This window comes from Candidatus Hydrogenedentota bacterium (assembly GCA_016791475.1).
Classification (GTDB): domain Bacteria; phylum Hydrogenedentota; class Hydrogenedentia; order Hydrogenedentales; family JAEUWI01; genus JAEUWI01.
Genome location: JAEUWI010000029.1, coordinates 39,154 through 65,379, shown reverse-complemented (window position 1 = coordinate 65,379; position 26,226 = coordinate 39,154). Strand labels below are relative to the sequence as shown.

Genomic DNA, 26,226 nt, shown 5'->3' with positions numbered 1-26,226 from the left:
GCCTCGCCAGTCCGGCCTACTCGGTAATCAGCACCGGCGTGCCCACGGGCAGTTTCTCGAACGCCTTGATCACGTCATCGTTGAAAAGACGGATACATCCATGGGACGACGGCGTGCCGATAAGGGCTTCGCCGTTGGTCCCGTGGATGTAGATGCATCGCTCTTTCGAGTCCACCAGCACGCCATCTTCCGTCTTGCCTTTGTTCTTGCCGGGCTCCATCCCGTCGAGCCACAGCACGCGCGTCAGCACGAGATCCTCTTTCACGTCGTCGCCCGGCTTCCAGATTTCCTTCGTGGGAATGCGCGACCGGAACACCTGCCCCCACGGCGCGCCCTCGCCCAGTTTCATATCGACGCGGTGCCAACCCAGGGGCGTCTGGAGACTGCCGGACGCGGAACCCGTGCCCGCCCTGGCGGTGGCGCAGGGCACCTCCCACACAACCGCATTGTTCTCGATGATATGGAGCCGCTGACGGGCGACATCCACCCAGACCCCAAGGCCGTTCCCGACCCTCTCTTCCCATCCCCGGCTCTTCAGTTGCTCAAGGTTTGCTTCGGTCATGGGCGTTCCTTCTGAAGGCGCATCGGTCGGGGCTGCCACCGCATCCGGCGGAGGCACTTTGACGATTTCGGCGTCTCCCGTATCAATCTTGATCCCTTCGGCCGCCTGAATCTCCACCGGAACGCCCGCTGGAACCGCAAGGGTATAGCCTGTCTCAGGGGCGAATGACACCGTCATGGCCCCCTTCGGGTGGGGAACGGTCAAGCTCATTTCGGGGAGTTCCGCAATCAACGGAGGGGCAATTCGCACGCTGCCCCAGCCGGGTGTTCCCGGCGTCAGACCAAACACGCGCTCCGCGATCAAGTAAATCGGGCTGCTCGACCAGGGGTGGCACCAGCTCATGTTCTTTTTCTGCGAGGGACTCCAGACTTCCGTCGCCGCCGTCGCTCCCATCCGCAGCATTTCCTTCCAGCCGTGCTCGGAATCATTGGTGAGCAGGGCGTAACCGAGATCGGGCGCGCCCGCATTGAAGCAGGCCTCGATAACGTAGGAAGCAATGTAGGGGCTGCAATTCAAGCCGCGCTGCCGGATGAGCTCAAGCATGGGTGCCGGCCCCGCCCCGGCGGTCAGGCCGAAGGCCAACGGAATCGCATTGGCGTGGAGAGAGCTGTGCTTCGAGCCGGGCGCGTCGAGAAAGAGCCCCGTAGCCGGATCGGCCAGTTGGGTGGCGAAGGCCGCCGCCACACGCTCGGCCCGGGCGTCATAGGTCTGTCCGTCACGACCGAGCACGCGCTCGAGGCGGGCCGCCGCGCGCAGCCCGCCATAGTAAAAGGCGTTCAGTACGGTGTTCGCCCGTGTCGAAGCGTAATCATAATCATATCCATCGCGCAGATTGCCGGGCCAATCCACCACAAGCCACTTCTCCGGCTTGTTGAGTCCTTCGATGAGACCCGCCCCCTTGTCAAACCCTTCGTAATACTTGAAAAGGCCGGGAAGCACCGTGTCCACCATGGCGGAAAGCATGGCGGAATCGCCGGTGTGGAGATAGTAGTTCTCCAGCATGAGCGGATACTGAAGGGGAAACTCGGCTATCTCCTGCATGAAATTTCCCGGCGCCACCGCCATCATTCCCGGATGCACCTGGCAGGAAAGGTAAAAGTCGTAGAGCGCTTTGCGCGTCAGGCTGCCATCGCCCGTGAGCCACAAGTGGGACCGGGAAGTTATCACGGCGTCCCCGAGATACTGACCCTTCTCCCGCGACGGACAATCGAGAAAGCCGCCCTGCGCGCCCATCTGCACGGCATTCTTACAGATCGCGAAGACATTCTCGAGCGAGGCGTCGGTTGATGTGAACTGGGCCGCCTGCGCATTGAAAGGATGATGGCGCACCTCCACCCACACGACCGGGGGGACCGGGGCATCAAGAATCTCGATGTATCGAAAAGCCCGGTAGTCGTAGAACGCGATGGTGTCCTCACCGCCGGAAAGCACGGGCTTCTCCTCATACACCAGATTGGGGGTCTTGAAACGCACGCGGGCGTACTCATCGAGCTGTTCGCCGTGGCGCACAATCAGGGGATGCCCGGCTTCGCCCTGGATCTGGATTACGGTATGTCCCACGACTTCCGCGCCGAAATCGTAGAAGTAACCGCCACCGCCCAGCTCCTTGACCACGGCCGGATCCAGTCGGTAGCGCTGGAGCGGCTGCGTGGCCTGCAGAATGAACACATGATCCTGACGCTCCACCAGCGGCTCCACCCACGCGCTGTCGTCGAAACCTGACTTGTCCCATCCGGCGGGGAAGGCGCGCATATCGATGTTTTCCAGGAACTGCGTGGCGTAGCCCGTCGCAACTTCGCCGGGAAAGGCCGCAAGCTCATGGGCGCGCCAGGTCTTGTCGGTTACGAAACTTTCCTTCGTCCCGTCCGCGTAGCTCACGTCGAGCCGGGCGATGAAGCCACTCCGATTGTCCCCGCTGCACCACACCCGGTTGCGCAGCCCCTGATAAAAGACATGGCTCGCGAGGCAATTGTCTCCCGCATCCAGAAAATCCGTTACGTCGAGCCAGTAATAGGGATAGGAAAAATGGTAACCGCCCTCGGGGCCCTGTACCACGGGGTAGCCGTTGATCGAGAACTTGTAGTAGTCATCGCCCGAGATGAAGAGTTGCGCGCCGGCGGGCTTCTCCTTGAGCTGAATGCCCTTGCGCAGAAGCGTGTGGATATTTCGCGGACCGGAAGCCTCCGGGGGCTCCGCCTTCTCCCGCTGCAGAAAGTTCACCACGGGCTCCCCCTCCATCCTCGGATCGCGAAGCCACTGGGCACCCTCAAACACATCCGCTCCGGCCGCCGCCGAAAGAGCGAACAGTACCGGAAGCAAAACGTATCGAAACATCAAGGCCAACTCCTGTTTGAATGGGGGTACTGCTAGGAAGAACGCGCCATCGCGCCGGTCGGGTACCGACGCCGGGCAAACGCGGCGCCGCGCGGTCACGATTCACGCACGATGGACGCTCTGGCCTTCAGGTCGGCGGTATACGCGTCGATGCAGGCATTCTCCGCCTGATCGAAGAGATGCTGGCGGACCTCTTCCTTCACTTCGTCGAATTCGCGGGGCTTCGCGGGAATGTAGTCCAGCACCTTAACGATGTGGAGCCCGAAACGGGTCTTGAACACCTCGCTCACTTCGCCGGGGCGCAGAGCGAAGACCACTTCCTCAAACTCCGGCACCATCGTACCGCGGCCGAAATAGCCCATATCGCCGTGGTCGTCGCCACAATCGTTGCAGCCGCCGGTAAAGGAGGAAAAGGGCTTGCCCTCGTCGATCTGTCTGCGCACATCGTTGAGCGTCTCTCGGGCGGCGTGCTCGTCCAGTATGTTGCCCGTGGTATGGCAGATTATGTGGCTCGCGCGAATATGCTCCTCGGTGCGAAACTGCTCCGGATGGGCCCGGTAGTACGCCAGGCAAGCTTCGTCGGAAGGCCGCTGCACGGCGGCGCAAATCTGATCGAGCAGGCCATCAATTTTTTGCCGAAGTTCTACGTCGGCCTCCAGAGCCTCCAAGGTCAGTCCACGCTGCTCCAGGTACTTCTGAAAGGTGTCGGGGCCACCCATACGCTGCACGGCATGTTTCACTTCGCGCTTCACGTCCACCGCCCGAATGGCGGGGCCTTCCTTCACGGCCGCCTGGCGCACGAGCACGCGCTCGATCAGCGCGGACTCCGCCCGTTCCATCTGTTCGCCCTCGGAAAGCGCCGCGAAAGCGCGGTCCTGAGCCTCCAGTTCCATTCGGACGGCCGCGATGGCGTCACCATCCAGCAATTCTCCATTCACTTTCAAAGACACTCAGAATATTCCTCTATCGGGGCCAGATGCGCGAAAAAGACTACACGTTGGTAGTGTAGCAGAAGCGGCGATTTGATTACAGATTGGTGCCGGGGGGGCATTCGTGGCAACCGAGTGACCAAACCTGCTACCGTAATAGACGTGGTCAAGATACTTTGTCGGGGGAACGACGGGGATCGCGGTCACAAAGCGTATCTCGACGTCATTGATTGTCCACTTCTGTAGTACCTGCGGAGAGCAACGCTTCCCCGCCAGGTTCACCGCGGGTCCCCCCAGGCCCGTCGATGAACCGATTGGGGGAAACGTCTCCCGGGTCTTCGGAAGGGCGTCGAAAATCTTACAGCGCTCCGCCGTCGGCCGCTATCCGCGCGGTGGAGACCCGTGGTAATGAAAGGGAACCAACATGCTTGACTATTATGAACGCAGCCTCATCTTGCACGAACATCTTCGGGGGAAGATTGGCACCGTCGGCAAGATGCCCATCGTGGACAAGGACGACCTGTCCCTGGCCTACACCCCCGGCGTGGCGCGCCCGTGCAGCGTCATCGCCGAGAACAAGGACAAGGCCTGGGACCTTACCCTGAAGCGCAACACGGTCGCCGTCGTCAGTGACGGGTCCGCCGTGCTGGGCCTCGGCAACATCGGCCCCTACGCCTCCATCCCCGTGATGGAGGGCAAGGCGCTCCTCTTCAAAGATTTTGCACGAATCGACGCATTCCCCATCTGCCTCGACACGCAGGACGTGGACCAGATCGTAAACACCGTCCGGATCATTGCCCCGGTCTTTGGCGGCATCAACCTGGAAGACATCTCGGCACCGCGTTGCTTCGAGGTGGAACGCCGCCTCCAGGATATCGGTATCCCCGTCTTCCACGACGACCAGCACGGCACGGCCATCGTGCTGCTGGCCGCACTCTTCAACGCCTGTGAATTGCTTGACAAGCCCCTGGAGTCCCTGAAGGTGGTCATCAACGGCGCGGGCGCCGCAGGGACCGCCATCGCAAAGATTCTCCGGTGCGTGGGGCACGATGAGACCGTCTGCGGCTCCGTGGCCGATGTCATTATGTGCGACACCAAGGGGGCCATTCACCGCGGGCGCTCCGACCTCGCCGGCTACAAGCTCGAAATGTTGACCTATACCAACCGCGAAAGTCGCGCCGGTTCGGTACACGAAGTCATCGAGGGCGCGGATGTTTTCGTGGGCGTCAGCAAGGGCAATCTCCTCACCGCCGACGACGTGAAACGGATGAATCCCAACTGCATGGTGTTCGCCATGGCCAATCCCCAACCCGAGATCGAACCCGACGAGGCGCGGCGCGGCGGCGCAGCTATCGTCGGCACGGGACGAAGCGATTATCCCAACCAGGTGAACAATCTCCTCGCCTTTCCGGGCATCTTCCGGGGTGCGCTGGACGCCCAGGCCACGCGCATCACCGAATCGATGAAGATCGCCGCGGCGCGCGCCCTCGCAACCGCCACCAGCGACATGACCGCGGAGCGCATCCTCCCCGACCCCCTCGACCGGACCGTGGCGGCCTATGTCGCCAAGGCCGTGGCAAAAGCGGCGATTGACGAGGCCCAGATGTCGGGTGCCCACTAGGCCCCGCATTGAGACTCACGTCGCTCAACATCAGACTAATTCATGGGACGGATCCCCGCTCGATAGCGGGCATCCGTCCCATGTCTCTTGCTGGTCAACAGGCTATCGCTGGGCCTCCATCTCGGCGAGGAAGGCCTCGAGATGGGGCTGGCCCGCTTCCGCGAAGTGGGTAACGTTTTCCCGCTCGATGATTTTGAGCAGCCGGTCATACGAGCCATCGCGGATGGCGTCTTTCGGCGTCCGCCGGCACTTCAAGTAGAGCAGGGGCAGGCGCGCCATTTCTACACGCGCCAGGATCTCGGGGTTGTCCGCGACGCGCTCGGCCTGATCGAAAATCGCTCCTGCCTCCTTGATGAACTCCTCGTTATACAGGGGATCATTCGGCTGGATCCAGATCATGAAGTGCGTATCTGGCGTGACCAGATTCTGGGCGAGGTCGAAATACTCCCGGATGTACTGCCCTGAACGGCCGTAGAAGCCGTACATGAAGTCGTCGATGATGGGTTCTACCTCGACATCCGGATTCCAGAGGAGCTTGGAAATCAGGTAGGCCTTCAGCTCGGAGAAGTCGCCGCCACGGCTCTGGTAGGCCGCCTGCTCCATGATGCCAATGGCGTTGTGGTCGCGCAGGGTCTGGATGTTTGGCTGCAGCACGGCAAAGTTCGGGAAAGGCATGACGTAGTTGCTGAAGCTGACCACGTAGTCCCAGATATAGATGTTTTTCGCCTTCGCCGCCCAGCCTTTCATGTCCTCCACAAAGGACACATTCTGCGGACAGGTGAGGAAATCATGGGCGAAGCAACACTCGATGCTGCAGAAGCGGATGACCACATTGTCCCGGGGTTTGATGGTCTTCGGGGGCTTGCGCGTGTACTGGTAGGCCAGCGTGCCCACGTACTTGTCCGGAAGCTCCTTCTCGATGCGTTCGGCCACTTGATTCACAAACCAGACGACCGGTCCGGCCTCGCTCTCTTCGCGCGTCGCAATGGCCTGGCAGTTGTCGCACTGACACGCACCGTGCCAGTCGTTCTGCGAGACGCAATAGATCAGGTTGTCGGGATTCTCCCGCATGCGCTGTTTCAGGCGCTCGGTCAGCATGTCCAGCACTTCCGGATTCGTCAGGCAGAGCTGGGCGCGGTCATGGGTGCGCTCGCCGTCGATAAGACTGTACCACTCGGGATGGGCCTCGAAGAACTCTTCCGGTGGCAGGAGCGGATAGAAGGTGTGGACCGCCCAGTAGCCCTCCACCCCGCCCGGCTGCACGCGCGTACCCATGGCGCCGTTGCCCCGGTTGTGCGCGGCCCAGATCGGGTCGAAGGCTTCGAAATAGAAGTCATTCCGCACGCGGATGCCCGGCTTGTCGGCAAAGCGCAGCAGGCGGAAGGCATAGCTTTCCCGCTTGGGAGCCACGGTAACTTTCGGTGTGTAAAAACGAACGCCCAATTCGTTTTCCAGGAAGGCCATCACGCCATACATCGTGCCGCGCTGACTGCCACCGTAGATTGCGATGTTCGCACCGTTGTTGTGATAAATGAAGGACTCATCGTGGACTTCGGGCGCCTTCGCGTCCTTCTCCGCCAATTTCGCGGTGAGGTCATTCCAGCCAATGGCAATGGCAGGCTTCTCCCCCACTTCGCCGGGTGCGACAACCGGCAGCGTGACGCCGCTGATCTCGGCCAGCCAGTGCTGGAGCTCCTTCGCGGCCCACACCTCGGACTCCGAAGCCGCCGCATCCACCGCAATGACGTAGTCACTCGCGCCATTGGCAAACAGGGGGTGGTCTACGGGCGTGCCCGCAGTGAAGGCCATGGAGTAATAGGCCGCCAGGCTGCCCGCGAGTTTGGTCTTTACGTTCAATACATACTGGCCGAACTCGGAACTGTCCACGGGCAGCTCCATAACTTCATTCACGTTCCACGGCCCCGTCCAGAGCACCGTCTGATCCGTAGCGCGGCGCAGTTCCAGGTCCGCGCCGAGAACCACATTGCCCAACAGGGAGGCCGGTGCAGTGAAGGTAAGCGACGCGGGCTCTTCCCCCTTCTGACCCGCCTCGAAAAGGTTAATCCGACTCGAAAAGTCGTCCTGGGCAAAGGGAAGAAAGCGGCAGGAGAAACCCCAGTCGTTCCCCTGATCTTCAACCTTGATGAGCAGCGCGTTGCTGCCCTTTTTCAGCAGAACGGGCACCTGGTCGCCATCCAGGACCAGACCCCGCGCCCCCGCGTGATCAAAAACGACCTCCCCATTCAGCCACACCCGGCAACCATCATTGCTCCCCAGCGAGAGTACCGCCGCCGTATCGGCGTCGGACTTAATCTCCGTGAAGGCATAGGCGAGATTCAGGTCGATCTTGCCGAAGATGGCGCTCAAATTGACATCATCCGTGGACGAATTATGGGCCGTCCACACGGCCTCCCCTCCGGGAAAAACCACCTTCTGCCCGGCGACAGGCTTCACGGCCCCTTCCTCGCCCTGGGCCTCGAAGTAATTCCGGTCAAAGCCCTGGAGATGAAAAAGATCGCCCGCTTCGGGCAGTTTTCCTTCCGTGGCAATGGGACCAAGCAGCAGCCAGTCCCGGAGGTAGGTGGAGGATGGCTCCGCGGCGGGGACGCTCATGGCCGCGAGCAGGGTGAGGGAAAGGGTGATGAGGGGGTACAACTTGGTCATGGGGAGCTCTCCTTATAGCGGGAGCATCTTAGCAGGGCATCGCGGTAAAATGCGATGATGCGAACTGGCTCATTTGCAGAGAACGGCCTCGCTCAGATGCTACCTATCATTCTCAAACAAGTATCCAACCTGCAATCGAAAGATATGGACACCGCTCCGGCAATTCGGATTCGAGTTTCACGCGGTATGCCTTTCCATCGCGAACCAAATCTCGCTTAATCCCCTCATCCGAAGTCAAGGCATAGCCATCGGTGGTTTCCGCAAACGTGCCCAATTCTCCCGTCTCAATGGCATCGCCCTCTTTTAAGGGGCGACTCCATCGCTTTTGCAGGCTGTATTTTCCAGAAGTATGGAAGGTCAAGACGGTATGCGCATTGTCAAACCTGCCTTTAAGTCGCATTACGCAAGTGAAGCGGGATGTTTTCGACTCTTCCCTGATGATTGCCGGGAGATACCAGAGAAGAACCAGTGTTCCGAGATCGGTCATACAGGCGATCAGTATCAGCCACCACGGCCATTTGTTCAGGATTATCGCGAGTGTAAGCGACAGAGGCCCAAGCAGCGGGACAAGGATGGGCGAGAAGCTCTCGCTCACGTCCGTAGGCCGTTTCCGGCAGATGAGCCCTGAGAGGGCGCTAATAACTTGGATAAATACACCAAAAACGACCAGAACGATGGTGAGGACAATCATGTGCTCGGTGGCCCCTTTGGCGTGCGCCGACGAGGAATTACGCTCATATCAGGATCGCTCCCGCCGAGATTCACAAGCCGTCGCGCGCTTTCGCGTTCCACGAGGACCTGGAGCGCGGCATTAATCACCGTCGAGTGGTCGTCCGTGCCCAGAAGTTGCGCCGCGCTTTGGAAGAGTTTGTCATCTATTTCGAGAGCAATTCTCATGAATTTCTATCTCAGACAAGCGAGCCCCCGAATGTTACCCAGCATCGGTAAGTCCGCAAGCTCTTGCGCGTCAGTTTCCGCCTTGGAGGGTCTTGGCGCCTATTTGTGCCATTGGTCTCCCGGATCCAGCAGCGCGAGGTAGAATGACGTGTCCACGAAGACGGCTTTCACGCCGAGTGTTCGTCCCGAAGGTATCTGTCGTGGTTCTCGGAACTATCCCCGGGAAGTCCACTCGCCCTGCCGATTACGCTGGCGAGTTCCTCCGCCAGCGTCTTTCCGGTGGAGGGAGGCACTGTGTCATGATCTACCGGAAATAATTCGACGCGAACCCGGGCACCCTCGACCAATTGGACGGGCTCGTCGAACACGACCTTGCCTGATTCAATGTGGCCTTGATAGGTCATGGTTTGGCCCCCTTTCTTTGGGCTGATTTAATCGCTTTAAGCCACTATACAACTCCGCCGCATCTTCCGCGTACGTCGTAGTCGGCCATCGTGATCACTTGTATTCGTTGCCAGCAACTTCATCCTAGCCGAGGCGGAGTATTCTGTCAAGGAGGCCAAGTCACGAATTGGACGGATAGGACGGACAGGACCGATCGGATGCTTGCTTCTGATTGGTCTGAGCCGCCCGTGACCCCGACATTATAAAAACGGGCCGTCCAGTCGGGCGGCCCGTTCTAATCTTCAGCTATCGCGCGCTACCTTCAGCACACATCCATCTTGGACAGGCTGATCATCTCGCCCGCGCTCAAGTTCAGCGTGGGCGTGTAGCCGGGCAGGGGCTTGATGTGGGTGTGGAAGGCGTCCAGAAACCAGAAGGGCTGCGGGAAGTATTCGTCTTCCATTTCCGCCGGAGGCACGATCCAGTTGTAGGCGCCGAGGACGACCGGGGGCGCGTCGAGGTGGTCGAAGGCCATGGTGCTGATCTGCGAAGCGATAGTGTGCATGAAGCTGCCGCGTTCGCAGGCGTCGCTCGCGAGGATGAGGCGGCCGGTCTTCTTCACGGACTGGTAGAGCGTGGAGTAGTCGAAGGGTACCAGGCTGCGTCCGTCGATGACTTCGGTGGAGATACCGTGCTGCTCTTCGAGCTGCTTCGCGGCGTCCAGCGCGCGGTAGAGGGTCGCGCCGAAGGTGAGAATGGTGAGGTCCTTGCCTTCCTTCGCCACGAAGGGTTCGCCGATGGGCACGCGGTAGTATTCCGCAGGCACGCCTTCGGGGTGGACCGTCTCGGTCTGGCTGCTGTAGAGGCGCTGGCTCTCGAAGAACACCACCGGATCATTCCCACTGAGGGCGGTGGCCATCATGCCCTTGGCGTCGTAGGGCGTGGCGGGGAACACAACTTTCAGGCCGGGGATGTGGGCGCAGAGGGCGGTCCAGTCCTGGGAGTGCTGGGCGCCATACTTGTTGCCGACGGACACGCGCAGTACGATGGGCATCTTGCAGTAGCCGCCGGACATGGCCTGCCATTTGGACATCTGATTGAATACTTCATCACCGGCCCGGCCGAGGAAATCGCAATACATCAGCTCCACCAGGGCCTTGCCGCCTTCGAGGGCATAGCCCACGCCGGTACCCACGATGGCCGCTTCGGAGATGGGCGAGTTGAAGAGACGGTGATAGGGCAGGGCTTCGGTGAGACCCTGGTACACGGCGAAGGCGCCGCCCCAGTCGCGGTTTTCTTCACCATAGGCCACCAGACGGTGGTCGTTGTAGAAGTGGTGCACGACGGCTTCGAAGATGGCTTCGCCGTAGGTTACGGCCTTGGTGCCCTTGAGCACCGCGCCGGTCTCGTCGATACCCTTGCGGGACTTCTTCGCGATGGACTTGACTCGGGGAATCTCTTCCATGGGAATGTTCACGTCGTCCTTGCGGCGCAGGCCGGGCAGGGCGGCATCGATTTCATTGCTGAACATGATCGGGGCGATCCCAGTGCGAACACCGAGGGCCAGGCGCGGCGAGTGATCGCAGTCCACCGCGAGGCGGCAGGCCTTGGTGCATTTGCGAGTGGCATAGGCCTGGACCGCGTCCAGATCGGCCTGGGTGGCGACGCCGGCATCTACCAGCTTGCCGCCGAACTCGACAATGGGGTCGACCTTGCGCCACATCTCGATCTCTTCACGCTCGCGGTAGGAAGACTGGTCGCTCGGGGAGTGGCCGGTCTGGCGGTAGCACTGCACATCGAGCAGGACCGGCCCTTTGCCCGCATGGAGCAATTCCAGCTTGCGCTGGTAGGCATCCGCCACGCTGAGGGGGTTGTTGCCGTCCACGCATTCCGCGTGCATGCAATCGGGATTCACCGCCGCGCCCACGCGGGCCAGTCGATCAAAGCCCATGGTCTCGCCGATGGGCTGGCCGCCCATGCCGTAGAAGTTGTTCATGAAATTGAAGACGATGGGCAGGCCGCCGCGGAAGTCCTTCTCCCACAGGCGGGTGAACTGGCCCATGGAGGCAAAGCCGAGGGCTTCCCACACCGGGCCGCAGCCCATGGAGGCGTCACCGATGTTGGCAATGGTGATGCCGCCGGCCTGCTGCACCTTCTTGAAGAGCGCAGAGCCCGTGGCGATGTCGGCACTGCCACCCACGAGGGCGTTGTTCGGATAGATGCCAAAGGGTGTAAAGAACACGTGCATGGAACCGCCCATGCCCTTGTTGAAGCCGGTCTCGCGACCGAAGATCTCGGCGAGTAGGCCGTAGAGCAAGAAGTCGATGCCGAGTTCCTCCTTGTCGACGGTGCTGAGGGCGTCTTTCTTCCCCGCCTTGAGGCCCGTCCAGTCGGGCTCGTTCTTCTCGACGATGCGAAGGATGCGCCCATCCCAGAAGCTTTCCATGATGCCCTGGAGGCCGGTGTCGCGCAGCTCGTCGATGGCGCGCATGCCCTTGGCGATCACTTCGCCGTGGCTGCGGTGGCTGCCGAAGATGTGGTCGTTCACCGCGAGGTGGAAGCACTCGCCCACGGCGGCGGCTTCCTGCCCGGTGGAAAGGTGGGCGGGGCCGGCGTGGTTGTAGTTGATGCCCTGGTAGCTCTGGGTCTTTTTGATGCTGTCGAGCATGTTCTCGAATTCGCGGATGACCACCATGTCGCGGTAGGCGCGGAGCAGACGCTCGGGCGTGATGGCCTTGTTGCTCTTCAGCTCGTCTTTGACGGATTTCTTGTAGGCGTTGACGGGGATGTCGCCGATCTTGACGTAGTCGGATTTCCGGACTACTTCCGGCACGACCATGAGGGGCTTGGGCATGGGTGGTTCCTTGTTTTGGTTTAACGTTGCAATATCGTTTTCGCGCGGTTTGGTGCGCGGATGAAAATCTCTGTGCCGCCCTTTCAGGGCTCAAACAAACTTTTTAACTTGTGTCCCCAGGGTTCCGCTCGTACCTCGCTTCATCCGCCTGCGGCGGACTACGCTATGTCGCCCCTGCGGGGCTAAGAAACCAACAAATTTGCGTTAATTTGCGGTTAAACTCTTTCTCAAAAATCCGCCGTCTCCAGCAGGGTCTTCAGGTGGCCCATGAACTGCGCCGCGACGGCCCCGTCGATAACACGGTGATCGCTGCTCAGGGTCAGCTTCATGATCGGGCGCACCTGGATGCCGCCGTCGATAACCACCGGGCGGTCCTTGATCTGGCCGATGGCCAGGATTGCGCTGTCGGGCTGGTTGATGATGGCCGTGAAGTGGTCCACACCGAAAGCACCGAGGTTCGACACCGTGAAGGTGTTGCCCTGGTAATCATCCGGCGTGAGTTTGCCGGTCTTGGCCTTCTCCACCAGGGCCTTGCAGTCGCGGCTGATGTCCTGCAGGGACTTCGTCTCGATCCCCTTCACTACCGGCACAATGAGTCCGGCGGGCAGCGCCACAGCGAAGCCCAGGTTGATGGTGCTGCGCATTTCAATGGCGTCGCCGAGCCACTTGGCGTTCACCACGGGAAAGGCCTGGATGGCCCGGGTCGTGGCGCGCATGACGAGGTCGTTGAAGGAGGGCTTGAAGTTCGGCAGAGCGCCACGGAAGGCCACGGCCTCCTTCATGTCCACTTCCACGGTGATGTAGAAATGGGGCGCGCCAAACTTGCTCTCCACCATGCGCTGGGCAATGATCTTGCGCATGGGCGTAAGGGGTACGCGCTCGCCGGTCGTCGCGGGCAGGGACACTGGGGCCGCCGGGACTGCGGGTGCAGCAGAGGCCGCAGCGAGTACATCGTCCTTTTCCACTCGGCCCGTCGCGCCGCCGGGGGCCACCGTGGTGATGTCGATGCCATGCTCGCGGGCGATCTTGCGGGCGGTTGGGGTGGAGCGTACCGCGTCTCGCTTTTCGCTGTAAGCCAGCACGTCTTCTTCGATGATGCGACCTTCGGGGCCCGTACCGGCGACGAAAGAGGAATCGATATGGAGGCGATCCGCCGCGGAGCGCGCGCGTGGCGAGATGGCGCCACCGGCGTTGGCCGCGGGCACTTCGGCCACCGGCGTGGACGCGGCAACTGGAGCAGGAGCAGCCACGGGAGCCGGCGCGGCAACTGGCGCGGCCGCAGGCGCAGGGGCGGCTGCCGGGGCACCGGGGAGATCCGGCAGGGCTTCGTTCGCATCGCCCACCAGCGCGACCACGGTCAGCACGGGCACTTCGATCCCCTCGGCGATGATGATCTTGCGAAGTACGCCGGCGGCGGTGGATTCACATTCGATTTCGGCCTTGTCGGTCTGGATGGTGAAGATCGGCTCGCCCAATGCGATGGTGTCGCCTTCCTTCTTCAGCCACTGCGTGATTTCGGCCTCTTCCACGCTCTGTCCCAGTTGGGGGAGTTTAATTTCGTGCATTGGGTTTCCTGTCTTCCTGTTCTAGACTCATTCAAAAGCGACGCCCGGGAGCACGGACTTTCTTGTCCGTGTACATCGTGTGCCTTTGGCACACGATACGCGGGTAGGAAAACCCGCGCTCCCGCTTTACTACGCCACCATCACCCGAACGTCATTCGCTTCACAATACTCTTCATAATCACGCGGCAGGGGCGCATCCGTCACCAGCACATCTAACTGAGACAACTTGCCCGCCTGGGCGAAGGTCACCACGCCTACTTTATTGCTGTCGGCGAGAAGAATGACCTCGCTCGCCCGCTCCATCACCAATTCTTTGGTGTAGGCTTCGCCCGCATCGGTCGTGGTAAGGCCCGCTTTCAGCGAGAGGCCGATGGTGCCCATAAAGGCCTTGTCGATATGCATCGGTTCCAACATCAGGCGCGTTAGCGGCCCGACCATCGTCTGGCTCAAGCGGCGCAACTCGCCGCCAATGAGGATCAACTGAGGTCCGCTGCCCGCGAGTTCGGTGGCCGCGCGCAGAGAATTCGTCACGATGGTGATCGCGCCGCCGTAGTCGCGCAGCAGTCGCGCGAGTTCCAACGCCGTGCTGCCGCCGTCGAGATAGATCGTGTCGCGGGGCGCAATCAATTCCAGGGCCTTACGGGCGATCCGCTGCTTCTCCGATTTGGCGAAGGCGGCCTTGTCGTCGAAGAAGGGCTCTTCATAGCGCTTCTCCCCCACCGAAACCGCGCCGCCATGAACGCGACGGGCCTCACCGAGGCGCTCCAGCTCTTCCAGATCGCGCCGGACCGTGGCAGGAGAAACCTGAAGCGTCGCGCAGAGTTCATCTACCCGGACAATCGCGTTTTCGCGTAGAATAGCACGCAGCCTGTCCACGCGCTCCGCAGCGATTTCCCGTGTCTTATGAATCTGGGCAGTAGGCATACAAAAGATAGTCCTTGAAACTTAGTGAGAGTTTATACTATATTTTCGGAAGAAATCAATCACAAATAATCAAACTCCTTCACATAAAAACAACAGGAAGCTAACACATCATGACCCAGACCCGCGCACTCCGCCTCTATGACAAACACGATCTTCGGCTGGAAGTGTTTGATTTGCCTGCTCTTAAGGACGACGAGATCCTGGCCACCGTCAAGACGAACAGCATCTGCATGTCGGACTATAAGATCGTGCAGCAGGGCTCGGATCACAAGCGCGTTCCGAACAACCTGAAGGAAAAGCCCATAATCCTGGGCCACGAGATGTGCGGCGAGATTGTGGAAGTGGGTGCTAAGCACAAGGACCTGGTGAAGGTCGGCGCGAAGTACAGCCTTCAGCCCGCGCTGAACATTCCCGGCCGCGAATTCGACGCGCCGGGCTACTCCTTCCCCTACCTGGGCGGGCACGCAACCCACGTGATCATCCCCCGTGAGGTTATGGAGCAGGATTGTCTGCTTTCCTATGACGGTGAAGGCTACTTCCAGGCATCCCTGGCCGAGCCCGTTTCCTGCATCGTGGGTGGCTTCAATGTGCAGTACCACTTCGAGCACGGGTCCTACGTCCACCAGATGGGCATCGACACCAACGGCAACATGGCCCTCCTCGGCGGCACGGGCCCCATGGGCCTGGGCGCAATCGACTATGCGCTTCACGGCCCGAACAAGCCGAAGATTCTCGTGGTGACGGATATTGATCAGGCCCGCCTGGATCGGGCGGCGTCTCTCTTCACCGTGGCGGATGCCAAGGCGAACGGCGTGGAGTTGCACTATGTAAACACCGGTGGCGGCAACCCCGTGCAGGACATGAAAGACATCACCGGCGGCAAGGGCTATGCGGACGTGTTCGTCTTCGCGCCCGTGGCCGGATTGATTGAGCAGGCGAGCGCCATCATGGGCGTGAACGGCTGCCTCAATTTCTTCGCGGGTCCGACGGACACGGAGTTCAAGGCGACGATCAACTTCTACGACGTGCACTATGCGGCCCACCACGTGGCGGCGAACAGCGGCGGCGACACGAACGACATGCGCATCGCGCTGAAGTACATGAGCGAAGGCAAGCTGAAGCCGGCGGTGATGGTGACCCACATCGGTGGCCTGAACGCCTCCGCCGAGACGACCGAAAACCTGCCGAAGATCCCCGGCGGCAAGAAGCTCATCTACACCACGAAGAACCTGCCCCTCTTCGCCCTGTGGGACCTGCCGGAACTCGGCAAGAACGACCCCTTCTACGCGAAGCTGGCGGAGATCACCGCGGCCAACAATGGCCTCTGGTCGCTTGAAGCGGAAGCGTATCTGATGGCGAATGCGCCGGTTATTGGGTAATTTTTTCCAGGGGAGCGACCTGTGCAAGTGAGTCGCTCCCCGTTTCAAATAATCCTCGGTCGTGCCACGCGATCCGGCAACGCCGGATCGCGTGGCACGCTTGATAGAATTCTTCGCTGCGGCTAGAAACCGCGCTATGTCCAATCCCCTTATTCTAACCATTCTTCGGAGCCCCCAACACCATGTCCTCCCCCCTCGCCTGGCCCGATTTTTCCGCACTCACGACGCCCATGGACCAGCTCGTCGCCCTTTCCCGGTACTACGGCACCGACCCGAGCTTTGTCATCGCGGGCGGCGGCAACACCTCCGTCAAAATCGGCAACCGCCTACAGGTCAAGGGCAGCGGCTCCTCCCTGGCCGATATCACCGAGAAGGGCTTCGTCGAAATGGATCGCGACGCGCTGGATGCGCTCCTCAAGTCGGAACTGAGCAGCGACATCGACACGCGCGAGGCCCAGTTCAAGGATGCCGTCATGGCGGCCCGCCTCCACCCGGAGCTGGGCCAGCGCCCTTCGGTCGAGTGCGTGCTCCACAATCTCATGCCCGGCACCTTCGTGGTCCACACCCACTCCACCATTGTGAACATGATTACGTGCGCCAAGGGCGGACAGGATATCGCCGCGAAGTTGTTCGGTGATCGCGTGCTCTGGCTGCCCTATGTGACGCCCGGCTTCATCCTCTCCAAGGCCCTTTTCGACGCCATGGCGGAATACACCTCTCGCACGGGCAAGGCTGAGCCGGAAGCGGTCTTCATGGGCAACCATGGACTGATCATCAGCGGCGAGACCCCGGCAGAGATCAAGGAAAAGACGGACCGCGTCATCGCGACGATTGAAACTGCCCTGGGCGAGCTCTCCCCCGTGCCCTTCGGCGTAATCTCCATGCTGAAAGACGAACACGCGCGCAATCTCATCAACATCATCGGGCCCACACTGCGCGGCCTCCTCTCCGACAGCCCGGCGCTCAAGGTCGTGACCTTCGACGACTCCGAGATTGTGAAAGCCTTCGTCGGTGGCGTCAACGGCCAGGAAACCGCAGCGGGCGGCCCCATGATTCCGGACCAGATCGTGTACTGCAAGTCCTTTCCCCTCTGGGTGGCCTGCGACCCCACGGCGAGCGAAGCGGAAACCGCGACCTACCTGCGCAACGCCGTCGCCACGCACACCGAGCAGACCCACTTCGCGCCACTGGTTATTCTGGTGCAGGGTCTCGGGATGTTCACCGTGGGAGACACGTATAAAGACGCCGCCACCGTGCGTGATATCTATATCGACGATATCAAGATCATGGCGGGTGCACGCCAGTTCAGCGCGGTGGAATACATGACCAAGGTTGACCGCGACTTCATCGAAAACTGGGAAGTGGAGAACTACCGCCGGAAGGTGGCCTCCGCCGGCCGCGCGAAGGGCCAGGTGGAAGGCAAGATCGCCGTGGTCACGGGTGCGGCGCAGGGCTTCGGCCTGGAGATCGCCAAGGGACTCGCGGCGGAAGGCGCCCATGTGGTCCTGGCGGATATCAATGCCGCTGGAACGCAGACGGCTGCGGAGGGTGTGGCGAAAGAGTTTGGCGCGGGCCGTGCGCTGGGTTTCGCCATGAACGTCACCGATGGGGCAAGCATCGCCGAGGCCCTGCATCAGGTGGTGCGAAACTACGGCGGCTTCGATCTCTTCGTGGCCAACGCGGGCGTGCTCAAGGCGGGCAGCGTAAAAGTGCTCCCCGAAGCCGATTTCGATTTCGTCACCAATGTGAACTACAAGGGCTATTTCCTCTGCGTGCAGAACGCCGCGCCCATCATGGCCCGCCAGCACCGCGCGAAACCGAGCTACCTGAGCGACATCGTCCAGATTAACTCCAAGTCCGGCCTCGAAGGATCCAACAAGAATGGCGCCTACGCGGGCAGCAAGTTCGGCGGCATCGGCCTGACCCAATCCTTCGCGCTGGAGCTCGTGGAAGACGGCATCAAGGTCAACAGCGTGTGCCCCGGCAACTTCTTCGACGGCCCCCTCTGGTCCGACCCGGAGAAGGGCCTCTTCGTGCAGTACCTGAACTCGGGTAAAGTGCCCGGCGCCAAAACCATCGACGACGTGAAGCACTTCTACGAAGCGAAAGTCCCCATGCGTCGCGGCTGCACCGGCCCGGACGTTCTGCGCGCCATCGTCTACCTCGTCCAGCAGCAATACGAAACCGGCCAGGCCCTGCCCGTCACCGGCGGGCAAACGATGCTGTCGTAAAACAAAGAGATTAACCAAACAGCATGCAGAGAGCGCAAAGATTAGATATCTTTGCGCTCTTTGCGTTCATTCGCGGCGAAAACTATCTTGTTCTACTCCACCAGCCGCGCCAGCGCATCGGCCATGCGCTGCCAGGCGCCCTGGGCTTGATCAACGAAGTCAGCCCACTTGGGAGTCAGTACCTGGCTGATTTTCAGCTCACTTCCCCCCTCGATCGGCGCCACCTCAACCTCCACGCGGCTGAACTCCGTGCCTTCGTCCTGACGCACGCCCCAGGTAAAGACCAGCCATAGAGGACGGTCAATCTCCAGGTACTCGCCGATGTGGTCGATTTCCATATCCCCGCGCCGCACCAGAAACGAGAACGATCCCCCAACCTTCGGATTCACCTTGAGGTGCAGGATTTCCTCGTCCCGCACATCCGGACCGAACATCCACTGGCCCAGGAGATCGGGATCGAGCCAGGCATCGAAAACGTGTTCAGGGGCAGCCTTAATGTGGCGCGTGGCGCGGGCGATACGAGGGTCTGGGTTCGCACTTGTATCGGCAGCTTCGATGGAAGTCAGGGTTGATGCGAGTTTCTCCAGCATGATCGCCCAGCCGTACCGAATCGAATACTGACTCCCCTCGCTTGAAGGTGTTCCCACGGTCACAGTTAGATCACAGCCTTCCTGTCTGGGGGCTATCTCCACCATCACGCGCCCCGTGTTTCCACCGTGTTTTGGGAAGGATTCGTCAATGATCAAGCGCTTGGGTCGTTCAATCTCAACGTATGTTCCCAGTTGCACATATTCCTCTCCCCAGATCCATTCGCTGAATCGATATCCGCCTCCGACACGTGCGTCCACGTCCAATCGTGCTGTATCTGGATATAGCGCCACGAGTTGCCATTTCCCCAACAGGCTTTTGTCAAGCCAGGCATCAAATACCTTTTCGGGAGAAACGTTAAAGCGTCGGATCACCTGTGTCGAACTATATTCCCCTAGATCCACATTCGCATTCCTTCATTGTACGGGGCACGACTATTGCCCTCAGGCGGGACCGCCACGCTTGCCCAACACCCCACGCACTCTGCCCGCACCGCCCTTGATTACCCTGTAGAACTTGGGCGAAAGCCAGATAAACACCATGATGAACAAGATCACCATCGCGAGCATGATCAGCGGCAGCATGAAGGTCAGACCAACGCCCACCACCACGATCACGTCTTCAAAGAGACTCAGGAAAGTATTGGAGAATGGCTCGGGGCTGGCGTTGGCCATGACGCGCGTCCCCGCTTTGGCCGTGTGGCTCGTCAGCGCCACGCCGCCGCAGGCGAGGGCCAGGGCGGTCTCCGTGGCGGGGTCGGCTCCCGTGAGGGCGTAGCCGCCCACGACTGCGGCGCCCACGGGACGAATCAGGGTGTGTACGCTGTCCCACGAGGAATCTACCCACGGGATCTTGTCGGCCACGAACTCAATCGCGAAGAGCACGCCCGCGACGATCATGACCGTGGGGTGGCCGAGGATCGCGAGGTCCTGCATGGATTCCGGCAGGGTCATGAGATTCAGCCGAACGATCAGGCCGACGGTGAGCACGGTGGCGTAAAGATTCAATCCGGAGACGAAGCCGAGTCCGAAGATGGTTCCGATGAGGGTGATTGCTTCCATGGGAAGGTTACCTGTGGTTTTGCTGCCTGGACCGATGACTCGATGATAGCGCGAAGCTCGCCGGGTTGCAATGGTTGAATGGCGTCGAATGGGGTACCGTCGGAAAGGTGTTTTTATTCGTAAGGATGGTGAGGCGGTTGAATGGAGCCACCACAACTGACTACAAGTCATCAACAAAGATGCGCAAGCTGGGAGCGCCGGCATCCCTGCCGGCACGTGTGCCGAAGGCAAACAAAGTCAAAAAGGATCGTGCCCGTCGGGCACGTGCCGGCAGGGATGCCGGCGCTCCCAGCTTGCGCGCTTTCTTGTATGTTCACGCGAAAATCGTGAAACCTGACACGCGAAGAGATTCTGCAATTCACCGCCCGCGGCCGCAGCACTTCTTATACTTCCTGCTGCTGCCGCAGATGCAAAGATCGTTCGGCCCCGGCGTCTTCTGGCCCGCCGCCGCCAAATCCTGCTGGCGGGCGTAGGCCATGATGGATGTGGCGGGGCGTCCGGCTCGGAGTTCTTTCGCCATGATTTTCATGTAGGGGTCGATGTGATGAAAGAAGGCCTTGTAACCCGCACAGAGGTAGCTCAGGCCCTCTTCGCCATCCGGGGTCGTGGTGAAGCGGTGTTTCGGGCAGTCGCCGTTGCAGATGAAGCGCACGTCGCAATTGAGGCAGTACTTCGGCAATGTCTCCAGTTTGTCCTTGCCGAACTGCTGCTGTTGGGACGAAGAAACCATTTCGGCGATGGTCTTTTCCATGATATTGCCGAGCTGGTGCTCCGGGTAAACGAAGTGATCGCAGGAATACAGATCGCCGTTGTGCTCCAGGGCCAATCCGAGGCCGCATTCCTTCTGGAAGATGCACAGATTCGGCTCCATCCCCATCCACGCCATGAGTGATACTTCAAAAGTCTGGACGAAGACTTTGCCCACGTCGTGGCGCACCCATTCGTCGAAGATGTTGCTCATGAACTGGCCGAATTCGTCGGGGCGCACGGACCACGCGGTTACTTTCGCCTCCATCGGCGCGCTCGGCAGTACCAACTCCAGTTCATTGTTTCCGCATCCCTCCGCGCGGCGCTCCACAATCGGGATGAACTGCATGTGACCGCTGCCCTCTTTGCGGAGAAAGCGATAGACTTCGAGGGCCTGGGTGGCGTTCTTTCGGTTAACGCACGTAAGGGTGTTGAACTCCACCTTGTGCTTCTTCAGAATCTCCATGCCGCGCATGACCTTGTGGAAGGTCGGCTTGCCCTGTTTGTCCACGCGGTAGGCATCGTGGATGGCCTGCGGCCCGTCGATGGAAAGGCCCACGAGGAAATTGTGCTGATGGAGGAATTCGCCCCAGGCGTCGTTCAGCAGCGTGCCGTTCGTCTGGAACGCGTTGGCAATGGACTTGCCGTTGGCGTATTTCGCCTGCAACGCTACCACCTTCTCGAAGTAGCCAACGCCCAGCACGGTGGGCTCGCCGCCCTGCCAGGCAAACTGGACCTCGGGCGTCTCCTGCGCTTCGATATACTGGCGAATGTAGCTCTCCAGTACATCGTCGGGCATGCGCCAATGCTTTTCATCCGGAAAAAGCTTGGACTTTTCGAGGTAAAAGCAATACTTGCAGTCGATATTGCACAGCGGCCCCGAGGGCTTGGTCATCACGTGAAAGCCGACAGGGCGGCCTGATTCAGTACTGCTCAAGAGATGCTGCCTTTCGCTCAACTAGAGCGGACTCAACTGGAGCAGTCGGGTCTCACCCTTGCTCATTTCCAGTACAAAGCTCTCGCGCTGGGGCCAACCGATTTCAGGATCAAAGAGGTCTTTAACGTCGTAAAACCGTCCAAGATTGACAATCCGCTCGCCCGACTGTTCCGCGTGTATGGCGATCAGCCCGTCATTGATAACCGACGTATCGAAAAAACGCTGTTTGCCCGGACGAAAGAACAGGGGTTGCTCCAGAATTCGCAGCAGCTCCCGAAGCAGCCCCGACGAAACGACCGGCTCCGCGATAAACACGGAAGTCCAACCGGCCTCCATGGTCCGGACCGCCACACTGGGTTTGTCGTCCTTCTGGAAGTTCGCAAGCACGTCCGCTTCCGGATCATCAATATAGAACAGAGGTTTGAGAAGCCGTGCCTCACCGATGGGCTGTTGCGCATCAATCCAATGGCCGCCGCCCAGCGCATATTTCGATCCGGTCGGCGTCGGCTCACCGAACACCTTTACTTCCATGCCGACCGTATCGCGGACGTTAGTCCGGTTCATCGTCACGTCCAGATAGCCCGGCGCATAAATCCAGATCGCGGTCGCGCGTTCGGCCGCGAATCGCTCGTGAAGCTTTTTCACTTCCGCGGACGAGAGGTGATAGGCGTTGAGGAAAATGTAAACCGGCGCGGGCGAGATTCGTTCGTCCAGCAGGTCATCCAGCAAATAAAATTCGGCACTCGCCCCCGATTGCAGAATGGCATCACGATTGGCCATGACCATACCGTCAATGCCGGTTGCATCTTTCGTAAGAAACTGCGACTCCTCATCGACGAGCGCGACGATTGTCGGGTGAACCACTTCCCCACCGGGAACCGGAAGGGGCACTACTTCTCCATCGACGGGCTCCACCGGCGCCGACTCTTCGGGGGCGCCTTCCTCGGTCGCCGTCTCTTCTTCACCCGCAGGCGCCGGGGCCTCGACCACCTCCGTGGCGCTGCCCGCGAGTATATTCTTTTGATACACGTCGAAAAGCTGGCCGAAGACCTTCCACTGCTCATCGTCGTGAAAGAAACCCTCACCACCGGGGTCCGACCAGACCAGGGTCAGGCCGTGCATCGCCGCCAACGCGAAATTACGGCGCTGCACGTCGTGCACATCCTCGGCGCGCAGGCCGCGTATCTGCTCGATCTGACCCGTCTCCTTGTTCCACGCGATGCCGGTCCGCGTATCATCCACAATGACCCACGTCTTGCCATGGGCCCTGGCGCTGTCCACAGGGCCCATGTAGCCGCCCGTGGCGCCGATGCCCCGATTCAACATGCTTACGGGCGATACGAATCCGTCCACATCGCTGTCCAGCAGCGCGATCAGCGCCAGATGGCCATCGCTGCTCCCGGCCTTCTCAAAAGTATGCCCATAGTTCGCCCAGATTTCGGGAACCGCGCCCGCCGTGCCCCGGATGTGCGCGGCCAGCGCCCCGATCGCATCCGCCACGGACTCTGCGGCATAGCGATGGTAGTCCACGAAATGCTGCTCCGTGTCCAATGCATGAAAAATTTCCGGAGATTCCGCGCCTTCCGGTTCCACGGGAATCTCGGCGGCAGCCCGGGTGGCCTCGGGATTCTTCCAGGCCTTCTGGAGCGCGGCGTCATCGGCATAGGTCCGGGCGAGCCAGGCGCGGAATCCCGCCAGGTTCGCGGGGGAGGTATCCGCACTCGGCCCCCGCTGCCAGCCGCCGTTCAACAACCCCTGAAGCGCGTAGCCGCTCACCGAGGACTCCAGTTCCGCCTGGATCAGCGCCTGCCGGAGCCGGTCAAACGCGGCGCGCGACGCTTCCAGCCACGGCGTCGATGCCGGACTCGGCAGGGGCACATCGCCCACGGTGCCGGCCATCCGGTCGTCCCCGTGGGTATCGAACCAGGGCGCCGGCGGATTGAAGTCCACCTGCAATAAGAACTCCGCCTCGGAGTCAATGGCCAGCAGGCGCTTCATGGCGTCCAGCGTTGCCGTTGTTGCTTCCCCATCGTTCCAGGGCAGGACCGCGGGAATCATGAACCGATGGAGGCCGATTCCGCTGGCATACGCCGCCTCCGCCTCGATCACATCCCAAAGGGCGTCGGGACCAATGCCCAATTGCAGGAATATGGGCGGCGTTTCCAGCGGCGCGGGCGGCTCGCCGGGAACGGGCGCACCCGGCGCTGCGCCTTCCGCTGTTTTTTCTCCTCCCTCCTCGGGCAACGGTGTCGGCAACAGATCGGGCGCGCTCAGACGACCCGCCACCAAGCCCAGCAGGCCGGCGACCACGACAATCGCGGCAGCGCCGGCAATGCGCAGTGCGATGGCGAATCGCGTCAGTTCTTTATCTTGGGACATCTATTCACTCTTTAGTCATCTATCCGTGACTACGGCAATCGTGTTGACCACGACTGGCCGAGTCACCGACAGCAATCAAAGAACTTCCCGCAGACTCACCCGGATCCGCACAGATTTGGACCGAATCTCCTGAACGGCCTGTTAAGAAATCTCGACCTGGTATCTGTGCTGTTCTGCGGGAAGCTCTTCCTCTATACCAATGCACGCAACGGGGCCTTCCGTGGTCAACACCTTCCGTTCGAACTAAACCAGGTGAATACCGTCCCGCGTCACCTGAAGCCAGGCCCCCGCATCATGTGCGGCGCCCGTGTCTTCCAAGTAGAATGAGGACTCGGTCCGGAAGGTCAGCAGCCCGCCTGAAAAATCCATATGCAGCTCCGCCGCGTCCGCCGTTTCCAGCGTCGCCAGGCAACGATCCTCCGAATAGAGGGAAAGCCGGGCCAGACCTTGTGCAGGATAACAATTCACCAGACACACCTGCAACGGCCCCGGCCCCAACGCAAGGGTTGCGCAGCGGGCCATGGGTCGAAGTCGCAGCCCACGGACCGTGACCGGCGGATACCATCCCTGTTCCGGAAACACAATCCGAGGACAGAATAACGGCGAATCGAGTACCAGACGCCAGCAGGGTGCCGTGCCGGCAGCTTGCCGGGTCCGCCGGAAGCGACGCGCCTCGGGTAAATAGGCCAACGCCGAGCGCCATGCCTTGATATGTGCGGGAACACGCCAAACCTCGCCCGAAAGCACCGCGCGACCCATGGCGCGCAACTCACCCAGCAGCAAGAGCGGGAAGGCGCGGACGCGGAGCGCCATCGGGAAGTGACGCTGCACAATCCGAAATCGGTTTCGCGTGTTGAGGTAATACTTGTGGCGCGCCCGTGCCCCCTGCCCCATGGTGGCGCTGAACTTGTGCCGGATAACCGCTCCGGGGCAGCTCCGAATTGTGTAACCCGCCGTCCACACGCGCAGGCACAGGTCGAGGTCATCCAGGTAAATCTCAAAATCCTCCGGCAGCAGGCCGGTTCGTTCCAGCAGGGCGGCCCGCAGAAACAGGGCGCCGCCACAAACGCCGACAACCGGTATCGGCTCGTGCCAGCGCGGACCGTCCAGGCGGCCAATCCCCCGGTCCCACGCTGCGCCAATGACCGACAAATTCAAGCCAACGGAATTGAGCAGCTCGGGTTGGTCGAAAAGCACCATGCGCGGCGCAAGAGCCCCGAGGCTGCTATCCGTCTCCATCGCCGCCAACATGGCCGAAAGCGCCCCGGACTCCGTCGCCGTGTCATTATTCAAAAGGAAAATGTAGTCCGCGGCGGCCTTCAGCGCCAGACGAATCCCCGCGTTGTTTCCGCCGGACCAGCCCAGATTCGACGAAAGCGAAAGAATTTCCACCCGCGGGTCGTTGCCAAAATGCTCCCGGATGTACCCTGCCGAGCCATCCGTGCTCGCGTTGTCCACCAGAAGAAAGACTACATTCTCGCAGGTCGAAGCAAGCAGCGACGAGAAGCAGGCGTCGAGGTGTTCTCGGCCATTCCAGTTAATGACAATAACGTAGACAAGGGGTGGGCGCATGGTGACGCGAAGTATAGCAGACCGCGAGCAGCGCGATGCGCCCGGGATCGAAGCGTTCGACTCCGGAATCCGCGAATAACTTCGGATTCCGGTTGTACTGCTGTCTGGACGGTCGTATAGTATGGACCACCATCATTTCGGTCGATGAAAGGAAAAATCGCCATGAGCCTCCTGCGCACCCTTGTTTGCATCCTCCTTCCCCCCGCCGCGGTCTATGACAAAGGTTGCGGCCCTATCATCTTGACCTTCGTTCTCTGGCTTGCGGGCTGGATCCCCGGGGTGATCGCCGCCATGATTTTCTGCACCCGGGTCGAAAACAACGAGAGTTGAGCCGCCGGATGGATGAAAATGCCCCCGGTGTGCTGGTAACATAAAGCAGACTCGTACATACAGTATGTGGGAACCCTGCATTATGTCCGGGTACCAGGTTGCGACACACTTTACACAGGAGCATTGCGTTCACATGACTGTACTCGACCAACTGCTGGCCTTCATCGCCGAAATCACCCAGTATGTAGACCTCTTCGAAGCCATCCTCGTTTTCCTCGGCTTCTTCGGCATTACCCTCTAATCCCGATTACAAGAACATCAGCAATCC

The 26,226-nt window shown here is 60.6% G+C and carries 17 protein-coding genes; 4 read left to right on the top strand and 13 right to left on the bottom strand.

Features of this window, described 5'->3' with window-relative positions; genetic code table 11:
• Positions 1–16 precede the first annotated feature (16 nt).
• The gene (locus JNK74_16145; protein MBL7647717.1) at positions 17–2,896 is read right to left on the bottom strand and encodes a family 78 glycoside hydrolase catalytic domain; all 2,880 of its coding nucleotides are present in this window, start codon (positions 2,894–2,896) and stop codon (positions 17–19) included.
• 95 nt (positions 2,897–2,991) lie between these two features.
• Complete coding sequence (locus tag JNK74_16140; protein MBL7647716.1) at positions 2,992–3,846, bottom strand: peptidylprolyl isomerase; 855 nt, start codon at positions 3,844–3,846, stop codon at positions 2,992–2,994.
• Between the two features lie 403 nt (positions 3,847–4,249).
• Here JNK74_16140 and JNK74_16135 point away from each other — a divergent pair, with 403 nt between their 5' ends.
• Positions 4,250–5,446, top strand: coding sequence for an NADP-dependent malic enzyme (locus JNK74_16135; GenBank protein ID MBL7647715.1), 1,197 nt, complete (start codon positions 4,250–4,252; stop codon positions 5,444–5,446).
• A gap of 102 nt (positions 5,447–5,548) precedes the next feature.
• Here the strand turns inward: JNK74_16135 and JNK74_16130 are convergent, their stop codons facing one another.
• From JNK74_16130 to JNK74_16105, 6 genes are all read right to left on the bottom strand, one after another.
• A complete protein-coding gene (locus JNK74_16130) occupies positions 5,549–8,110 on the bottom strand; it encodes a DUF4838 domain-containing protein (GenBank protein ID MBL7647714.1) in 2,562 nt (853 codons plus the stop codon).
• Positions 8,111–8,222: 112 nt separating this feature from the next.
• Entirely contained in the window at positions 8,223–8,801 is a 579-nt protein-coding gene (locus JNK74_16125) for a hypothetical protein (GenBank protein MBL7647713.1), read from the bottom strand.
• Positions 8,798–9,007, bottom strand: coding sequence for a type II toxin-antitoxin system VapB family antitoxin (locus JNK74_16120; GenBank protein MBL7647712.1), 210 nt, complete (start codon positions 9,005–9,007; stop codon positions 8,798–8,800). The genes JNK74_16125 and JNK74_16120 overlap by 4 nt, the downstream gene beginning before the upstream one ends.
• 706 nt (positions 9,008–9,713) lie before the next feature.
• Complete coding sequence (locus JNK74_16115; protein ID MBL7647711.1) at positions 9,714–12,245, bottom strand: dehydrogenase; 2,532 nt, start codon at positions 12,243–12,245, stop codon at positions 9,714–9,716.
• A 227-nt stretch (positions 12,246–12,472) separates the two neighbouring features.
• Complete coding sequence (locus tag JNK74_16110) at positions 12,473–13,810, bottom strand: 2-oxo acid dehydrogenase subunit E2 (protein ID MBL7647710.1); 1,338 nt, start codon at positions 13,808–13,810, stop codon at positions 12,473–12,475.
• Between the two features lie 129 nt (positions 13,811–13,939).
• Positions 13,940–14,734, bottom strand: a complete 795-nt coding sequence (locus JNK74_16105) for a DeoR/GlpR transcriptional regulator (GenBank protein ID MBL7647709.1) — start codon at positions 14,732–14,734, stop codon at positions 13,940–13,942.
• 110 nt (positions 14,735–14,844) lie between these two features.
• Here JNK74_16105 and JNK74_16100 point away from each other — a divergent pair, with 110 nt between their 5' ends.
• Positions 14,845–16,113, top strand: a complete 1,269-nt coding sequence (locus JNK74_16100; protein MBL7647708.1) for a zinc-binding dehydrogenase — start codon at positions 14,845–14,847, stop codon at positions 16,111–16,113.
• 182 nt (positions 16,114–16,295) lie between these two features.
• Positions 16,296–18,344 carry an SDR family NAD(P)-dependent oxidoreductase gene (locus JNK74_16095; protein MBL7647707.1) on the top strand — a complete coding sequence of 683 codons (2,049 nt, stop codon included), beginning with the start codon at positions 16,296–16,298 and terminating at the stop codon, positions 18,342–18,344.
• Between the two features lie 92 nt (positions 18,345–18,436).
• Here the strand turns inward: JNK74_16095 and JNK74_16090 are convergent, their stop codons facing one another.
• The 5 genes from JNK74_16090 to JNK74_16070 all read right to left on the bottom strand — a co-directional run bounded on the left by JNK74_16090 (position 18,437) and on the right by JNK74_16070 (position 25,628).
• A complete protein-coding gene (locus JNK74_16090) occupies positions 18,437–19,336 on the bottom strand; it encodes an SRPBCC domain-containing protein (GenBank protein MBL7647706.1) in 900 nt (299 codons plus the stop codon).
• Positions 19,337–19,375: 39 nt separating this feature from the next.
• Positions 19,376–19,993, bottom strand: a complete 618-nt coding sequence (locus tag JNK74_16085) for a DUF4126 domain-containing protein (GenBank protein ID MBL7647705.1) — start codon at positions 19,991–19,993, stop codon at positions 19,376–19,378.
• A gap of 358 nt (positions 19,994–20,351) precedes the next feature.
• Positions 20,352–21,635 (bottom strand): anaerobic sulfatase maturase, encoded by a 1,284-nt coding sequence (locus tag JNK74_16080; GenBank protein ID MBL7647704.1) that lies wholly within the window; start codon positions 21,633–21,635, stop codon positions 20,352–20,354.
• Between the two features lie 63 nt (positions 21,636–21,698).
• Positions 21,699–24,056 (bottom strand): hypothetical protein, encoded by a 2,358-nt coding sequence (locus JNK74_16075; protein ID MBL7647703.1) that lies wholly within the window; start codon positions 24,054–24,056, stop codon positions 21,699–21,701.
• Between the two features lie 243 nt (positions 24,057–24,299).
• Positions 24,300–25,628: a glycosyltransferase family 2 protein gene (locus JNK74_16070; GenBank protein ID MBL7647702.1), complete on the bottom strand. Its 1,329-nt coding sequence runs from the start codon at positions 25,626–25,628 to the stop codon at positions 24,300–24,302.
• Between the two features lie 162 nt (positions 25,629–25,790).
• On the opposite strand from JNK74_16070, the gene JNK74_16065 reads away from it, so the two are divergent.
• Entirely contained in the window at positions 25,791–25,958 is a 168-nt protein-coding gene (locus tag JNK74_16065; GenBank protein ID MBL7647701.1) for a YqaE/Pmp3 family membrane protein, read from the top strand.
• Positions 25,959–26,226 lie beyond the last annotated feature (268 nt).

Coding starts and splice junctions, on each gene's coding strand:
- JNK74_16070 (MBL7647702.1), bottom strand. CDS start 25,628: ATGCGCCCACCCCTTGTCTACGTTATTGTCATTAACTGGAATGGCCGA.
- JNK74_16065 (MBL7647701.1), top strand. CDS start 25,791: ATGAGCCTCCTGCGCACCCTTGTTTGCATCCTCCTTCCCCCCGCCGCG.
- JNK74_16145 (MBL7647717.1), bottom strand. CDS start 2,896: ATGTTTCGATACGTTTTGCTTCCGGTACTGTTCGCTCTTTCGGCGGCG.
- JNK74_16105 (MBL7647709.1), bottom strand. CDS start 14,734: ATGCCTACTGCCCAGATTCATAAGACACGGGAAATCGCTGCGGAGCGC.
- JNK74_16110 (MBL7647710.1), bottom strand. CDS start 13,810: ATGCACGAAATTAAACTCCCCCAACTGGGACAGAGCGTGGAAGAGGCC.
- JNK74_16080 (MBL7647704.1), bottom strand. CDS start 21,635: ATGACCAAGCCCTCGGGGCCGCTGTGCAATATCGACTGCAAGTATTGC.
- JNK74_16085 (MBL7647705.1), bottom strand. CDS start 19,993: ATGGAAGCAATCACCCTCATCGGAACCATCTTCGGACTCGGCTTCGTC.
- JNK74_16075 (MBL7647703.1), bottom strand. CDS start 24,056: ATGTCCCAAGATAAAGAACTGACGCGATTCGCCATCGCACTGCGCATT.
- JNK74_16135 (MBL7647715.1), top strand. CDS start 4,250: ATGCTTGACTATTATGAACGCAGCCTCATCTTGCACGAACATCTTCGG.
- JNK74_16100 (MBL7647708.1), top strand. CDS start 14,845: ATGACCCAGACCCGCGCACTCCGCCTCTATGACAAACACGATCTTCGG.
- JNK74_16125 (MBL7647713.1), bottom strand. CDS start 8,801: ATGATTGTCCTCACCATCGTTCTGGTCGTTTTTGGTGTATTTATCCAA.
- JNK74_16115 (MBL7647711.1), bottom strand. CDS start 12,245: ATGCCCAAGCCCCTCATGGTCGTGCCGGAAGTAGTCCGGAAATCCGAC.
- JNK74_16120 (MBL7647712.1), bottom strand. CDS start 9,007: ATGAGAATTGCTCTCGAAATAGATGACAAACTCTTCCAAAGCGCGGCG.
- JNK74_16095 (MBL7647707.1), top strand. CDS start 16,296: ATGTCCTCCCCCCTCGCCTGGCCCGATTTTTCCGCACTCACGACGCCC.
- JNK74_16130 (MBL7647714.1), bottom strand. CDS start 8,110: ATGACCAAGTTGTACCCCCTCATCACCCTTTCCCTCACCCTGCTCGCG.